The sequence below is a fragment of the Marinobacter lutaoensis genome, from assembly GCF_001981305.1.
Lineage (GTDB): Bacteria > Pseudomonadota > Gammaproteobacteria > Pseudomonadales > Oleiphilaceae > Marinobacter > Marinobacter lutaoensis.
The window spans coordinates 119,481-134,995 of sequence record NZ_MSCW01000008.1; the positions used below are offsets into that span (position 1 = coordinate 119,481).

14 protein-coding genes and 1 tRNA gene are annotated in these 15,515 nt (G+C 62.4%); 8 read left to right on the top strand and 7 right to left on the bottom strand.

From position 1 onward, the window contains the following. Positions 1–91: 91 nt before the first annotated feature. Entirely contained in the window at positions 92–1,300 is a 1,209-nt protein-coding gene (gene fabB, locus BTO32_RS13745; RefSeq protein WP_076725218.1) for a beta-ketoacyl-ACP synthase I, read from the bottom strand. A 114-nt stretch (positions 1,301–1,414) separates the two neighbouring features. Then, positions 1,415–2,332, bottom strand: a complete 918-nt coding sequence (gene ylqF / locus BTO32_RS13750) for a ribosome biogenesis GTPase YlqF (protein WP_076725219.1) — start codon at positions 2,330–2,332, stop codon at positions 1,415–1,417. Between the two features lie 205 nt (positions 2,333–2,537). Between ylqF and BTO32_RS13755 the strand changes: the two genes are divergently transcribed. Further along, positions 2,538–2,972 carry a Spy/CpxP family protein refolding chaperone gene (locus BTO32_RS13755; protein WP_076725220.1) on the top strand — a complete coding sequence of 145 codons (435 nt, stop codon included), beginning with the start codon at positions 2,538–2,540 and terminating at the stop codon, positions 2,970–2,972. A 49-nt stretch (positions 2,973–3,021) separates the two neighbouring features. On the opposite strand, the gene lipA is transcribed toward BTO32_RS13755, so the two are convergent. From lipA to BTO32_RS13770, 3 genes are all read right to left on the bottom strand, one after another. Then, positions 3,022–4,071 carry a lipoyl synthase gene (gene lipA, locus BTO32_RS13760; protein WP_076725221.1) on the bottom strand — a complete coding sequence of 350 codons (1,050 nt, stop codon included), beginning with the start codon at positions 4,069–4,071 and terminating at the stop codon, positions 3,022–3,024. A gap of 128 nt (positions 4,072–4,199) precedes the next feature. After that, positions 4,200–5,477: an O-acetylhomoserine aminocarboxypropyltransferase/cysteine synthase family protein gene (locus BTO32_RS13765; protein WP_076725222.1), complete on the bottom strand. Its 1,278-nt coding sequence runs from the start codon at positions 5,475–5,477 to the stop codon at positions 4,200–4,202. An 87-nt stretch (positions 5,478–5,564) separates the two neighbouring features. Then, complete coding sequence (locus BTO32_RS13770) at positions 5,565–6,779, bottom strand: serine hydrolase domain-containing protein (protein WP_076725223.1); 1,215 nt, start codon at positions 6,777–6,779, stop codon at positions 5,565–5,567. Between the two features lie 189 nt (positions 6,780–6,968). On the opposite strand from BTO32_RS13770, the gene BTO32_RS13775 reads away from it, so the two are divergent. Beyond that, entirely contained in the window at positions 6,969–7,718 is a 750-nt protein-coding gene (locus BTO32_RS13775) for a type 2 periplasmic-binding domain-containing protein (RefSeq protein ID WP_245820342.1), read from the top strand. 288 nt (positions 7,719–8,006) lie between these two features. Here BTO32_RS13775 and cadR read toward each other — a convergent pair whose 3' ends face one another. Beyond that, the gene (gene cadR / locus BTO32_RS13780; RefSeq protein WP_004364961.1) at positions 8,007–8,414 is read right to left on the bottom strand and encodes a Cd(II)/Pb(II)-responsive transcriptional regulator; all 408 of its coding nucleotides are present in this window, start codon (positions 8,412–8,414) and stop codon (positions 8,007–8,009) included. Positions 8,415–8,509: 95 nt separating this feature from the next. On the opposite strand from cadR, the gene BTO32_RS13785 reads away from it, so the two are divergent. From BTO32_RS13785 to BTO32_RS13795, 3 genes are read left to right on the top strand one after another with little or no spacing between them, the layout of a single operon-like run. Next, positions 8,510–9,406, top strand: coding sequence for a cation efflux transmembrane domain-containing protein (locus BTO32_RS13785; RefSeq protein ID WP_004574643.1), 897 nt, complete (start codon positions 8,510–8,512; stop codon positions 9,404–9,406). Between the two features lie 3 nt (positions 9,407–9,409). Further along, entirely contained in the window at positions 9,410–9,922 is a 513-nt protein-coding gene (gene lspA, locus BTO32_RS13790) for a signal peptidase II (RefSeq protein WP_004863699.1), read from the top strand. 21 nt (positions 9,923–9,943) lie between these two features. Beyond that, the gene (locus BTO32_RS13795; RefSeq protein ID WP_004574636.1) at positions 9,944–11,233 is read left to right on the top strand and encodes an ISL3-like element ISPpu12 family transposase; all 1,290 of its coding nucleotides are present in this window, start codon (positions 9,944–9,946) and stop codon (positions 11,231–11,233) included. 101 nt (positions 11,234–11,334) lie between these two features. On the opposite strand, the gene BTO32_RS13805 is transcribed toward BTO32_RS13795, so the two are convergent. Next, positions 11,335–11,411 (bottom strand) — tRNA-Met (locus BTO32_RS13805). Between the two features lie 257 nt (positions 11,412–11,668). On the opposite strand from BTO32_RS13805, the gene BTO32_RS13810 reads away from it, so the two are divergent. The 3 genes from BTO32_RS13810 (at position 11,669) to BTO32_RS13820 (ending at position 15,433) form a co-directional block, all read left to right on the top strand. After that, positions 11,669–12,262: a sigma-70 family RNA polymerase sigma factor gene (locus BTO32_RS13810; RefSeq protein ID WP_084206857.1), complete on the top strand. Its 594-nt coding sequence runs from the start codon at positions 11,669–11,671 to the stop codon at positions 12,260–12,262. A gap of 22 nt (positions 12,263–12,284) precedes the next feature. Further along, complete coding sequence (locus tag BTO32_RS13815) at positions 12,285–13,958, top strand: multidrug ABC transporter permease/ATP-binding protein (RefSeq protein WP_076725224.1); 1,674 nt, start codon at positions 12,285–12,287, stop codon at positions 13,956–13,958. Between the two features lie 161 nt (positions 13,959–14,119). Continuing rightward, a complete protein-coding gene (locus tag BTO32_RS13820) occupies positions 14,120–15,433 on the top strand; it encodes a lysine N(6)-hydroxylase/L-ornithine N(5)-oxygenase family protein (RefSeq protein WP_076725225.1) in 1,314 nt (437 codons plus the stop codon). The last annotated feature ends 82 nt before the right edge of the window (positions 15,434–15,515 follow it).

Consider the following 15,515-nt stretch of genomic DNA (forward strand, 5'->3'; position numbering starts at 1 on the left):
TTAATACGTCTCGTCCTGTTTGCCAATGAGCAATTGCCGGCGGCCGCCCGAAAGGCAGGGCGCGGCGGCGGTCGCTCGCCGCGCCCATGGTTCAGAGTTTCTCGAACACCAGGGAGGCGTTGGTGCCGCCGAAGCCGAAGCTGTTGGACATGACGCAGTCCAGCTCGACCTCGCGGCTCTCGGGGCCGACCAGGGGCAGATCCTGCAGTGCCTCGTCGATGTTGACCAAGTTGGCCGTGCCCGCCACAAAACCGTGTTGCAGCATCAGCAACGAGTAGATGGCCTCGTGCACGCCGGCGGCACCGAGAGAGTGGCCGGACAGCGACTTGGTGGAGGAAATCAGGGGGATCTCGGCGCCAAAGGTGCTGCGAACCGCCTTCATCTCGGCCACGTCACCGACCGGTGTGCTGGTGCCATGGGCATTGATGTAGCCGACCGTGCCCCGGACGGTGGCCAGGGCCTGGCGCATGCAGCGCTGGGCACCCTCGCCGGAGGGCGCGACCATGTCGTAGCCGTCCGAAGTGGCGCCGTAGCCGGTGATCTCGGCGATGATGTTGGCGCCGCGCTTGCGGGCGTGCTCCAACTCCTCCAGCACCACCATGCCGCCGCCACCGGCGATCACGAAGCCGTCACGGTCGCTGTCGAAGGGCCGGGAGGCGGTTTCCGGGGCGTCGTTGTACTTGGTGGAGAGAGCGCCCATGGCATCGAACATCATGGTCAGGCTCCAGTCTTCCTCCTCGCCGCCGCCGGCGAATACGATGTCCTGCTTGCCGGACTGGATCTGCTCCATGGCGTGGCCGATGCAATGGGCGCTGGTGGCGCAGGCCGAGGACATGGAGTAGTTGACGCCGCGGATCTTGAATGCGGTGGCCAGGCAGGCGGACACGGTGCTGGTCATGATGCGCGGAACCATGTACGGACCGATGCGCTTGACGCCCCGTTCACGCATGGTGTCGGTGGCTTCGACCTGGCTGGAGCAGGAGGCGCCGCCGGAACCCGCGATCAAGCCGGTGCGGTCGTTGGAGACATCGGATTCGGTCAGCCCGGCCTGGGCGATGGCCTGCTCCATGGCCAGATAGGCGTACATCGCCGCCGGCCCCATGAAACGCCGGATCTTGCGATCGATCACGGAAGTGTCCACATCCGGGGTTCCGGACACTTGGCTGCGAAAGCCCTTGTCCCGATAGGTTTCGTTGAAGCGGATGCCGGACTTGCCCTGCTGCAGGCTGTCCAGGACTTCGTCGATGGAATTGCCGAGGCAGGACACGATGCCCATGCCCGTGACGACGACGCGTCTCATGTTGTCCTCCTTTGCTGGCCCGGGAAACCGGAGCCGGGTGTTGATACCAGGAGCGGACAGTGTAGGAGCTTTGCCGTCACGGTGGTATGTGACCTTGGTAAGGGGCCCGTGCCGCTAGGTGCCGGGGCGGGCCTGTTTACGGGCTGCCTGCTCGGCGGCCTTGCGGGCTTCCTCCTCCGCCGCTTCCCGTAGCTCCCGTTCCACCATCTCCGGGGTTTCCAGAGAGATGCGCCCCAGGGTGCCGGCCCGGAACTCGTTGAGCAGGACCTCGGACACCTTGTGCAGATCCGGCACCCCGCCCCGGCTGAAAAACCGGCGTTTTGCGGCGATGGCGTCCATCACGCCAAGGCCGGTGTCCGGTAGCGGATCCAGGCCGTAGCGGGCCCGCAGTCGGTCCGGGTAGGCCTGCAGCAGATACTCGGCCTCGAACAGGGCAACATCCTCGAAGTCCAGGACGGCGCTGCGGATGGCGCCGGTGACTGCGAGACGGTAGCCGCAGGCCTCCGGCGACAGTTTTGGCCAGAGAAATCCCGGGGTGTCGTACAGCAGGATGTTGTCCGGCAGTTTGATCGCCTGCTGGGCGCGGGTCACCGCCGGTTCGTTGCCGGTCTTGGCCACGGAGCGTCCGGCCAGGGTGTTGATCAGGGTGGACTTGCCGACGTTCGGGATGCCGAGAATCATCACCCTAAGGGCGCGTGTCCGTGGGTGCGGGCCGGCGGTCAATGTCTGGGCCAGTCTGAGGATGTCCAGCGCTTCCTGGCGCTGGTTGTGGCACAGTGTGATGGCGGTGACGCCCCGTTCCCGTTGCAGCCACGCCAGCCAGCGCTCGGTGATGGCGGGATCCGCCAGATCCCGTTTGTTCAGGACCTTGATCAGCGGTGTGTCGCCCCGCAGCCCCGGCACCAGGGGATTCTCGCTGCTGAACGGAATGCGGGCATCCAGGACCTCAATGATGAGATCCATCTGGGGCATGACGTTCTTGATCTCCTTGCGGGCCTTGTGCATGTGCCCCGGAAACCAGTTGATGGCCATTGTGCGTACTCCCGATGCGTCCAAATCCGCCATTATGCAGGGGAATGGATAAAGTTTCACATTTCCCGCAGGCCGCGCGCGGGGCGGTCTGGAGGCAAGCTGGGTGCGTTGCTGGCCGGCCATTGCGGATGTCCGGGATGAAATGCCGGCCCGGAATGTTTTAGGGTGTGGTCCGGAATCAAGCGTGAAACGACGGAGAGGTTCAATGAAGCGTACAAGTATTCTGGGCGCCGCGTTCGTGGCACTGGTGCTTTCGGTATCGGCTCTGGCCCAGCAGGCCACGCAACGGCAGCCGGACCAGGTGGACCAGTTGGCGGAAATGGTGGGACTGACGGAGGATCAGCAGAGCGAAATCCGTGCGATCCTGGATGACATGCAGGGCAAGATCGGGGAACTGCGCCAGGAAGCCCGCCAGATTCAGCTCCAGATGCAGGCGGAAATCAAGGCCGATTACGACGAGGACGCGATTCGCGAGAGCGCCGAAAAACTGGGGGATCTCACCGGTGAGATTGCCGCGCTCTCGACCCTCATGCAGGCTAAGGTCGACGGTGTGTTTACCCAGGAGCAGCGCGACGAGCTGGACAAGCGCATGCGCCAGATGCAACAGCAGATGCAGCAGCAGCGCCAGCCGGCCCAGTAAGGCGGCCACCCCGTCCCCCGGGGCCGGCCGAGAGCCGGCGGGGGATGGGTTATTCCACTGTTTTCACGGGAATGCGCATGGCGGACTGGCTGGCCGGCACTTCCGGCAGAGTCAGCCCCAGGTTGTTCCTGTCGAACACTTTGTCGGCCCGGTAGCTCGACCGCACCATCGGGCCGGACGGTACTTCCAGAAATCCTTTTTCCAACCCGATGTCCCGGAATCGCTTGAATTCGTCGGGGGTGACGTAACGTTCCACCGGCAGGTGATTCGGGGTGGGGCGCAGGTACTGACCCAGGGTGAGGATGTCCACGCCAATGGCGCGCAGGTCGTCCATGGTCTCCAGCACTTCCTCGTCGGTTTCGCCGAGGCCAAGCATCAGGCTGGTCTTGGTGAGGATATCCGGCCGGTAGCGTTTGGCGTGAGCCAGCACCTTCAGGGTTTTGTCGTAACCCGCGCGGGGGTCGCGTACCCGGCGGGTCAGGCGCCGTACCGTTTCCACGTTCTGGGCAAACACCTCGAGCCCGGAATCGACCACCGTTTCCACGTGTTCCAGCACGCCGTCGAAATCCGGGGTCAGGGCTTCCACCGTGACCTCCGGCGTGCGCCGCTTGATGGCCTGAACACAGGCTGCGTAGTGGCCGGCGCCACCGTCGGGCAGGTCGTCCCGGTCCACGGAGGTGAGCACGATGTAACGCAGGCCCATCAGCTGCACGGACTTGGCGGTGTTCTCGGGTTCTTCCGGGTCGAGCCAGCCCCTGGGGTTGCCGGTGTCCACCGCGCAGAACTTGCAGGCGCGGGTACAGACCGACCCCATCACCATGATGGTGGCGGTGCCGTTGGCCCAGCACTCACCGATGTTCGGGCAGTGGGATTCCTGGCAAACGGTGCTGAGACGGTGTTCGGACACGTTGCGGCGGACCGCCTCGTAGCGTTCGCCGCCCGGCATCCGGGCTCTCAGCCACTTGGGCTTGCGCTGCACCGGCGGCTGTTCCTGAACAACGGTCGAGGAACGCTTAACGCCGTCCTTGATGGCGGTGAATCCGTGCTCACTGCGGAACTTGGTGCCACTGGCGATGCGTGGCTTGGCGTTTTCGCTCATGAACCGGGAACTCTCATTTTGAGGCATGGAGGACCGTTAAGGTTAATGCGCGGTGGGCGCCGATACAAGGCAAGTAGGGGGTTTCACGGGGTGGCCGGGCACGACATTGGTCGTACCCGGCGACTGCATCAGGCCTGGGATTTATCCAGCGCCTGACGAATGTCGGCGATGATGTCGTCCACGTGCTCGATGCCGATGGACAGGCGCACCAGGTCTTCGCTCACCCCGGCGCTGCGCAGCTCCTCGGGATTGAGCTGGCGGTGGGTGGTGGTGGCCGGATGACAGGCCAGGGACTTGGCGTCGCCGATGTTCACCAGGCGGTAGATCATTTCCAGGGCGTCGATGAACTTGGCGCCGGCGTCCCGACCGCCCTGGATACCGAAGCTCAGGATGCCGGACGCCCGGCCGCCGCAGATCTTGTCGCAGGTGGCCTTGTACGGGCTGTCGGGCAGGGCCGCGTAGTTGACCCAGGTGACCACCGGATGCTGCCGCAGGAAGCGGGCGACAGCCTCGGCGTTCTGGCAATGGCGCTCCATTCGCAGAGCCAGGGTTTCCAGCCCCTGCATAATCAGGAAGGCGTTGAACGGTGACAGTGCCGATCCGGTATTGCGCAACGGTACTACCCGGCAGCGGCCGATGAACGCCGCCGGCCCCAGGGCCTCGGTGTAGACCACGCCGTGGTAGGACGGGTCCGGTTCGTTGAGCATCGGGAACTTGTCGGCGCTGGCTTTCCAATCGAACCGGCCGGAGTCCACGACGATACCTGCGACGGTGGTGCCGTGACCGCCGATGTACTTGGTCAGGGAGTGCACCACGATATCTGCGCCGTGTTCGAACGGTCGGCACAGGAAGGGCGTGGCGACGGTGTTGTCCACGATCAGCGGGATGCCATGCCGGTGGGCGATCTCGGCCCAGCGCTGTAGGTCTACGACATTGCCGGCCGGGTTGCCGATCGATTCGCAGAACAGTGCCCGGGTCTGGTCGTCGATGGCCTTTTCCAGGGCCTCGTAGTCGTCGTGGGGCACCATGCGACACTCGATGCCCTGGTTGGGCAGGGAGTGGGCGAACAGATTGTAGGTGCCGCCATACAGCTGGCTGGTGCTGACGATGTTGTGACCGACCCGGCAGATGGTTTGGATGGCGTAGGTGATCGCGGCCATGCCGGAGGCCACGGCCAGGGCGCCGATGCCCCCTTCCAGCGCGGCCATGCGCTCTTCGAGCACGGCGTTGGTCGGATTCATGATCCGGGTGTAGATGTTGCCCTGGACCTTCAGGTCGAACAGGTCCGCGCCATGCTGAGTGTCATCAAAGGTGTAGGAGGTGGTCTGGTAGATGGGGGTGGTGGCGGCCTTGGTGGTGGGGTCGCTCTTGAAGCCCGCGTGCAGCGCGAGGGTTTCCGGTTTCATGGCAGGATTCCTTGCAGTTGTGGGGTTGTTGTGGGTTATGGGCTCCGAGTATGCCACAGCGCGGGCCCGGGAACAGCGCCCGGCCGGCTAGACCAGGGCTCCGTACACCATGGCCCGTAATGCCTGGCGTAGAGGGTAGGCGGAGGACGGCATCAGCTGGGTCATGAAGATCAGCACCAAGGCTTCTTTCGGGTCCACCAGGAAGTGGGTGCTGGCCAGGCCGCCCCAGCCAAATTCCCCTTCGGAGCCGTTCACCTGGGACTGGGCGACATCCAGTTTGACCGAGAATCCAAGCCCGAAACCGGTGCCCTGATAGGGTGACTCGGCGAAACCGCCGGTGGCCAGCGCCGGCAGCATCCGGTTGCCGGGCAGGTGGTTGCGGCACATGAATTCCAGTGTCTTGCGACCGATGATTCGGTTGCCGGCGTAGGCGCCGCCCTGGCACAGGGCCTGGGCGAAGCGGTGGTAGTCGTCGATGGTGGAAACCAGGCCGCCGCCTCCGGACAGGAAGTTCGGGGTGCGCAGATAGCGCGACCGCTCCGGGTCGTCTTGCAGTTTCATGGCGTCGCCAGGCTGGTGCAGGTAGCAGGCGGCAAAGCGGGATTTCTGGTCCTCCCGGACCTGGAAGCCGGTGTCGTCCATGCCCAGGGGGGCAAAGATGTACCGGCGGAAGTACTCATCCAGGGGCATGTCCGAGAGCTGCTGGATCAGGTAGCCCAGCACGTCGGTGGACACCGAGTAGTTCCAGGCGGTGCCGGGCGAGAACTCCAGCGGCAGCTCCGCCAACCGTGTCACCAGCTTGTCGAGGGTCAGGATGGCACTGCCGTCCAGTTTCAGTCTGCGGTAGGCCGCATCCACCGGGGTGCGTTCCATGAAACCGTAGGTCAGGCCGGAGGTGTGCGTGAGCAGGTCCCGGATGGTCATGGGCGTGGCGGCCGGTTCGGTCTCGAAGTTGGGGTACTCGCCACCCTTGTAGACCCGAAGCGAGCGCCAGGACGGAATGTACCGGTGCACCGGGTCGTCCAGCAGGAAGCGTCCCTGCTCGTACAGCTGCATCATGGCCACGGACGTGACGGGCTTGGTCATGGAGTAAATGCGAAACACCGTGTCCCGGCGCATCGGCCGGGCCCGCTCCACGTCCATCAGGCCTTGGGCCCGGACCCACACCACCTGGCCGTGACGGGCAACCAGGGTGAGGGTGCCGGGCAGCTTGCCCGGGCGCAGATAGTTGTCTTCCAGGTGCTGGCGGATGCGTTCAAGGCGTGCCAGAGATACGCCGGCGACAACGTCGGATGAGGCCATGACAGAGTTCCTCGCCGTAGTCAAAGCTCGGAGGGTAATGCATTCCTGGCCCGGCGAGAAGGGCACCCGGGTATTCATCCGTTGTCACATGAATGCGTATACTAGGGCCTGTACCCCGACTCACCGGCCCCTGATCGATCCGACATGACCGTAACCTTGCCACTGCGACGCCCGTTGCTGGGATGCCTCATGCTATTGCTGGCCGCGGCGGGCCACGGCCAGGCGCGAACACTGACCATTCTGGCGCCGGACCTGCCGGGAGCGGTCGCCGAGGGCGGTGTCGGCCGCGACGCGGAGAGCGTTCGCTCGGCCCTCCGGTTGTGTGGCTATGAGGCCCAGTTCATTGTTCAGCCGTTTGGCCGCCATATCCTGACGTATCAGTCGTCCGACACCGCCGACGCGGTGATGACGGTGCCTCTGGGGCAGGACCTGCCCGGTTACTCCACCTCGGCGTACATCTGGTACCAGAACGGTGCCGTGTACGACGTCAACCGCCTGGATCGGGTGGATGGCATCGAAAGCCTGTTCGGGCACGACGTGGTGACCTTCAAGAACGGTATTTCCATTCTCGAACTGGAAGATCTGCAGTCCCGCTTCGGGTCGCTGTTCGAGGTGACCAACCAGAAAATTCACTCCCACCTCCTGTTGCTGGGGCGGGTCGATGCCGTTCTTGCCGATGGCCTGATCGTTGCCAACGTCAATCGCCAGCTCCTGGAGTCCGCCGATCTGGTGGTGCGCTACGTGGGCCATCCCCGGTTTGAGTTCTCCCCCATTTTCCAGCCGACGCCCTACAAAATGGTGTTCCGCCAGCAGTCGCTGGCCAAAGCCTTCGACCGCTGTTTCGACGAGGCCTATTCCGTGGGGTTGATCGAGGAAATCAATGAGCGCTACATCCGTCCGTTCCAGGACCTGCTGGGGCATCGCTACCTGGGGTTCTGAGCGGGCAGGGCGGCCGAGATCCAGCGGGTGCCCGGTTGTCTTCTGACCCTTTGGGGCGCATACGTGTAGAACCAGGATCCGTTGCCCTGCATGTAGCAGAAGCTGCATAAGGTTGTCCCCTGTGGTGGATCTGTGGGGCTCGTACAGCGGGAATGGCGACACCAGGGGAGGGGAAAATGAACAAGGGGGCCAGAATGAAAAGGGTAAGCGGATTAAATGGTTGATCTTACCTTTGCATGAGAGTGAGACAGACCGGCATCTCATCGGATTATCTGGTTGATGCTTCACCTACTGCTGGTGCATGTTTCCTTCGCTAATTCCAGCAAGAACCCCACACGCCTCAACTTCCCGGTCATCGTTGCAACTCGCTCTCAGTGAAACGAGTTGTTTCTCAAGCGCTTGCAGAGCGGTTATCTGCGACCGCACATGAGAGATGTGATCATCGAGCAAGGCGTTGACGGCGGTACAAGGCTGATGAGGGTCGTCCTGATAGCTCTGTAGTTCGTGAATCTCAGCCAGTGACAGGCCCAGGATTCTGCAGCGACGGATGAAGGCCAGCCCCTCACCATGCTTCTCGGTATAGACACGGTAACCGTTGTCCTGCCGATCAGGCGGCGGCAACAAGCCCTGCTGTTCATAGAAGCGGATCGTCTGTGTTTCGACCCCTACCAACTGCGCCAACTGACCAATGCGCATCAGCCTCCTCCCCAACGGATTCTTTACTCTATTGACCTTATAGTAGCTTTATAGTTTTAAATGGTACCACAACATTGTTCAAGTGGAGTCGTATCATGAGCAAATCCTGTGGTGGCGCCTGTGGCGGTGATGCAACGTCCGCAGCGGATACCGATATACAGGCCTCCTCCGAGGCGCCAGGGAGATGGGTCAGTGTTTATGCCGTGCCGAAGATGGACTGTCCATCAGAAGAACGAATGATTCGCCTAGCCCTGAACGGCTTTGAGGAGATTCGGGCGCTGTCCTTCGACTTGTCGAACCGCCGGCTGAAGGTCGTGCATGACGGCGAGGTCGAGCCCGTCACCTCGAAACTGAAGACCTTGGGGCTAGGCGCCTCGCTTCAGGAAACCGTCGCTGCAAATCCGGAGACCATCAAGGCCGCCGAGTTTTCGGCAGCTTCTGCTAAGCAAGAATCCGGGACCCTGCGCTGGTTGCTCGGCATCAATGCACTTCTGTTCGTGGTGGAAATGACTGCCGGTCTGATCGCCCAGTCCACCGGCCTGATTGGAGAATCCCTGGACAATTTTGCCGATGCGGCGGTGTACGGGCTTGCCCTTTATGCGGTTGGACATAGCGTGAAAATGCAGGTACGTGCCGCGCATCTTGCTGGTGTACTACAACTGATCTTGGCTGTGGGCGTGCTCGTAGAGGTGGTGAGACGCTTTGTATTCGGTAGTGAGCCTGAATCGCTGGTGATGATGGCTATCGCATTCGTCGCATTGATTGCCAATACCAGTTGTCTGCTGCTCATATCCAAACATCGGGAAGGCGGGGCGCACATGAAGGCAAGCTGGATATTCTCGGCCAACGACGTGGTGATCAACCTGGGGGTCATCACCGCCGGCGCCCTGGTCGCGTGGACCGGTTCCAATTATCCGGATCTGATTATCGGCACCATCGCGGGGGGCATTGTACTTAACGGTGCCAGACGCATTTTGGCGTTGAAGGGTTAAATAATGCTCATTATTGGCAAAAAGCTCTCGCCGTATGCCCTATTGTCCATATCGGGCCTGCTGGCAGCGTCTGATCAGGCTGTAAAGTGGCTGGTGCAGCAATCAATGGCCTATGGCGAGTATGTTTCGGTGACCCCGTTCTTTAACTGGGTGCACCTATGGAACACCGGTGCCGCATTCAGTCTTTTTGCGAATGGTGGAGGCTGGCAGCGCTACTTTTTTATCGGAATCGCGGTAGTGGTCTCGATTTTTCTGATCAAGCTGATCCTTGAAAATCGTCATAAAGGAGAAGCCATCGCTTACAGTCTTATCCTCGGTGGCGCCATGGGCAACCTGATTGACCGGGTCTTTCGCGGCTATGTTGTGGATTCCTTTGATTTCTATTGGCGAGACTGGCATTGGCCGGCCTTCAACCTGGCTGATATTGCAATTGTCCTCGGTGCCTTACTTTTCGTTTCCAGCAGCTTGTTGGGTAAAAAAGCAAACACCAATGCCGAGCCGGATGGATCTGACTGACACCTACGCCTATACAACACCATGACCGAACTTCCCGACAACATCCTTCACCTGCCGCAATACCAAGTACTGGGCTGCAAATCAACCGACGACGAAATGCACTTCCAGGTGGACGTGCCCGATCCCATCGCCTGCGAGGAATGCGGCGTGCAGGGTGAGTTCGTACGGTTCGGCAAGCGTGACGTTCCCTATCGTGATCTGCCCATCCACGGCAAGCGGGTCACTCTCTGGGTGGTCCGCCGCCGATACACCTGCCGGGCCTGCAAGACAACATTCAGGCCCCAGCTACCGGAGATGGTGGACGGATTCCGTATGACACTGCGGCTGCATGAGTACGTGGAGAAGGAATCCTTCAACCACCCCTACACCTTTGTGGCGGCACAGACCGGCCTGGACGAGAAGACGGTGCGCGACATCTTCAACGCCCGCGCCGAGTTCCTGGGGCGCTGGCACCGCTTCGAGACGCCCCGCATCCTGGGCATTGACGAGCTATACCTGAACAAGCGCTACCGCTGCATTCTGACCAACATTGAGGAGCGAACCCTGCTCGACCTGCTGGCCACCCGCCGCCAGGACGTGGTGACCAACTACCTGATGAAGCTGAAAGACCGGCAGAAGGTCGAGATCGTCAGCATGGACATGTGGAACCCCTACCGGGCAGCGGTCAAGGCTGTGCTGCCCCAGGCCCGTATCGTGGTCGATAAGTTCCATGTGGTGCGCATGGCCAACGATGCCCTAGAGAGAGTGCGCAAGGGCCTCAGAAAGGAGCTGAAACCGTCCCAGAGCCGGACTCTCAAGGGAGACCGGAAAATCCTGCTGAAACGCGCTCACGAAGTCTCAGACCGGGAGCGCCTCATCATGGAGACCTGGACAGGCGCGTTCCCGCAACTGCTGGCCGCCTACGAGCACAAGGAGCGCTTCTACGGCATCTGGGACGCCACCACACGGCTCCAGGCAGAAGCCGCCCTGGACGAGTGGATAGCCACCATCCCGAAGGGCCAAAAGGAAGTCTGGAGCGATCTGGTCAGGGCAGTGGGAAACTGGCGCGAAGAGACCATGACCTACTTCGAGACGGACATGCCCGTCACCAACGCTTACACGGAGTCCATCAACCGACTGGCCAAGGACAAGAACCGTGAAGGGCGCGGTTACTCCTTCGAGGTGATGCGGGCACGAATGCTCTACACCACGAAGCACAAGAAGAAGGCACCGACTGCGAAGGTCTCTCCTTTCTACAAGAAAACCATCGGTTACGGACTGCCGGACTTCGCAGAGGAACTCAACTACGGAGTCGATCTGTCAACCATCTGAGGGTGGTATCAGATTGATGGGGTGAAGGTGCCCCATCAACCATTAAATCCGTATACCCAATGAAAAAAGGGCTACGACCGAAATCGTAACCCTCTGAATTCTGGTAGCAAGGGGCGGAGTCGAACCGCCGACCCCAGCATTATGAGTGCTGTGCTCTAACCAACTGAGCTACCTTGCCGTGTCGCCTGAGAGGCATAGCGCTCTCAACGAGGCGCGTATTCTGTGTATTTTGATTGGGGTTGTCAACCCCTCTTTTCACTCCCCGTTGCCGCGTTCCGTCTTCGGCCTGCACGCTGCTTTCGGCGACATGTTGTAATAATTTCTCAATTGATAATAATTATCATTAATTCGATCAATCCAAGGGTCGGCTGGAGGGGCGTCGTCACCCGGACTCCCTGTCTGAGCGGCCCGTAACCCACGCAAGGATAGTGGACAATGGGTTCCTGCCAACAACATGTCGCATACCAGATGGCGCGTCCGGTCAGGCTCCGGGCGCCGGATACACCGGATCTTCAGACGCAGCGGCGTCGCCTGCTGGAGGCCTATTGCCGTCACCAGCGCCCCCTCGTGGATTCCGCCCAGGCGTTGATGGGGTGCCGTTCACGGGCGGAGGATGTGGTTCAGGATGCGTTTCTCAAGTTATGGGAGCACGGCACGGGCCGGGGCGTCCGGGACGAGGGCAAGTTCTTGTTCCGGGTGGTCCGCAACCTGGCCATTGACCGGCTGCGGCGCCTGGCCCTTGAACGACGCCACGGGGGCTGCGATACCCTGGTGGAGCAGGAACCGGCGCCGGCGTCGTCATCGCCGGAGCAGCGGGTGCTGGTCTCGGACACTCTGCAGCACGTGATGGCGGCAGTGTCCGAGTTGCCCGGGCGTATGCAGCGGGCCCTGGAACTGCACCGCATCGAGGGGCAGACCCAACGGGGCGTGGCACGCCAGCTGGGCGTTTCGCCGACGCTGGTCAACTTCATGCTGCGCGACGCGCTGGCACACTGCCAAGCCAAACTCAATTCTGGCCAGGCGGCCTGATGTTCGGGCAAGGACAAACCGTATGCGACTGATCCGTTTGATTTTTAGTCATAATCCCGGCGCCCTGTCGCTGGCCCTGGCGGTCAGCCTGGTCAGCGCGCTGCTGAGCGTGGGGGTGATCGCCTTCATCAACCAGCGAATGGTCTCGGCGGCCGAGCTGGCCGACGGCGTGCTTTGGCCGTTCGTCGGCTTGCTGGTTCTGCTGCTGGTGCTCGCCTCCTGGGCGCAGGTGGCGCTGACCGCGCTGGGGCACCGGTTTGTCTACAGCCTGCGCCGGAAGCTGGTCAAGCGGGTTCTGGATACCGGCATCGAGCGCCTGGAGGCGATCGGTGGGGCGAATATCCTGGCCAGCCTGTCCAGCGATATTCGCAACATCACCCTGGCTTTCGTGAACCTGCCGCAGCTGATCTATGGCCTCGGGCTCAGCGTGGCCGCTTTCGCCTACCTGGCGCTGCTGTCGCTGCCCCTGTTCGCCATGACTCTGGCCTGGATGGGGGTGACCGTCGGCGTGGGCTGGCTGCTGGTCAACCGGCTGAGCTTCCATCTGCACCTGTTGCGGGAGTCGGAGGACCGCATCTACCAGGAATACGAGGCGGCCATCGAAGGGCGCAAGGAGCTGACGCTGAACCGTGACCGGGCGCGGCGCTACTACGACGAGGCGTTCGACCAGAGCGCGGAAACCTATCGCCATCATGTCACCCTGGCGGATCGTTACCACAGCATTGCCAGCAACTGGGCCAACATCATGGTGCTCGGCACCATCGGGCTGGTGTTTTACCTGGCCAATGGCTTGGGCTGGGCCGGCGCGGCAGTCGCCTCCACCTATGCCCTGACCATTCTGTTTCTGCGTACGCCCCTGGTGTCCGCCGTTGCGTCCCTGCCGGCGCTGATGTCGGCCCGGGTGTCGCTGGACAAGCTCGATCGCCTGGCTCTGGCGGACTACCGCCCCGGTTTCGAGCAGCCCGCCGGCAACCCCAACGGCGCTTGGCGGACCCTGACGCTGGATTCGGTGAGCTACCGCTACCCCGGTCAGGATGACGAGGAGCGGGGCTTCGACGTGGGACCGGTGCAGTTGACCCTGACGCGTGGCGAGGTGGTGTTTCTGGTGGGCGGCAACGGCAGTGGCAAGTCCACCCTGGCGCGCCTGCTCTCCGGGCTGTATCTGCCTCAGTCCGGCCGGATACTGCTGGATGGTGAACCGGTCGAAGGGGAGGGGTGGGCCCGGTACCGGCGCCTGTTCGCCTCGGTGTTCACCGATTTTTACCTGTTCGATCAGTTGCTCGCCGAGGACGGGGTCGACGCTCCCCGGGAAGCGGTGGACGCCTGGCTGGCGCGGCTGCACATGCTGGAGAAGGTCCGGATTGAACAGGGCCGGATACGCGACACCCGGCTGTCCCAGGGGCAGCGCAAGCGGCTCGCTCTGTTGCTGGCGTTGCTGGAGCAGCGGGACATCCTGTTGCTGGACGAGTGGGCGGCGGATCAGGATCCGCTGTTCCGGCGCCTGTTCTATCGGGAGCTGCTGCCGTTGCTGAAGGCCGGGGGCAAGACCGTGTTCGCCATCACCCACGATGACCACTACTTCGATCAGGCCGATCGCCTGCTCAAGATGGACGGCGGCCAGCTGACCGAACTGACCGGCGAGGAGCGGCAGCAGGCCAGCCGCGATGCCCTTCGGGTGGTCAGCCAGGCCCCCTAGCCCGGCGACCGCCCCGTTTCCCTCCGAATGGCCAGAAACCGTTAAACGGCGAGCCCGGCCAATCGTCTAGAAATGAGAATCATTTGCTCTGTTTGCCCGGTGCCCGCCACCGGTCGCGGGGCTGACGTTCTCACACATACGACGATTACGGGAGAAAGGTGATGCAGCACATCCATGACTATCTTGGTGTCGGGTTCGGCCCGTCGAACCTGGCCCTGGCGATCGCCACCCGGGAATTTTCCCAGGGGGGGCGGTCGGCCAACGTCTGTTTCCTCGAGCGCAAGCCCGCCTTCAACTGGCACGAGGGGATGCTGATCGACGGCTCCACCATGCAGATTTCCTTCCTGAAAGATCTGGCCACCCTGCGTAATCCGCAAAGCCGCTTTACTTTTATCAACTATCTCAAGGAGCAGGGGCGGCTGGAGGATTTCATCAACATCCAGACCTTTTTCCCGACCCGGGAGGAGTACAACGACTACCTGGGCTGGGCCGCCGCCCAGTTTGAGGATCAGGTGCACTACGGCCAGGAAGTGCAGGCGGTCGAGCCCTGGCTGGAGAACGGACGGCTGCTGGGCGTGGAGGTGATTTCCCGCAGCCAAAACGGTGAATCGCAGCGTCGCCGTGCCCGTCATCTGGTCTTGGGGCTGGGGGGCGCGCCGCAGGTGCCCGACGCGTTCGAAGGCGTGCGGGACCCGCGGGTTCTGCATTCGTCACAGTACCGTGGCCGCATTGAGCCGCTGCTGGCCGGGGCTGGGCGTCGGGTGCGGGTGGCCGTGGTGGGGGGCGGTCAGAGTGCGGCGGAGATCTTCGAGGACCTGACCCAGCGCTTTCCCCACGCCGATGTGGCCATGATCCTGCGGGGCACGGCTCTCAAACCGTCCGACGACAGCCCCTTCGTCAATGAAATCTTCAACCCGTCCTTCATTGACCGGATCTTCCAGCAGAGCGATGCCCGGCGGCATGAGCTGCTCACCGAATTCCGCAACACCAACTACGCGGTGGTGGACCTGGAGCTGATCGAGCGGATCTACCAGACCTTCTACCTGCAGAAGCTGCGCCGGGAGCCGCGTCACCAGATGCTGGCGCACCGGGAAATCGCGGCCGTGGCGGCCGACGAGGGGGGGCTTCGGCTCACCGTGCGCGACCTGGTGGCCGGCAACCAGAGCGAGCTGGGATTCGATGTGGTGGTGCTTGCCACCGGTTACCGGCGTGATCAACACCGGCAGCTGCTGGGTGGGCTGGACGCACACCTGGACGGGCTCGAGCCGGACCGCAACTACCGGCTCCGCCTGCGCAACAGCGATGCCTGCGTATACCTGCAGGGGTGCTGCGAGGCCAGCCACGGCCTGAGCGACACACTGTTGTCGGTACTGGCGATCCGTTCCCAGGAAATCGTCGAGTCCATCTTTCTGGGCCGATCCGCCGGGACCCGGAGCCAGGGTGAGCGCGAGTCGCAACTGACCACTGCGCTGTAACGACCTTCAACCGCATTCCCAAACCTGACGGAGGCGCCGGTGCCGGCGCCGATCGTGCATTGACCCTTGCTGGCAGGTGACA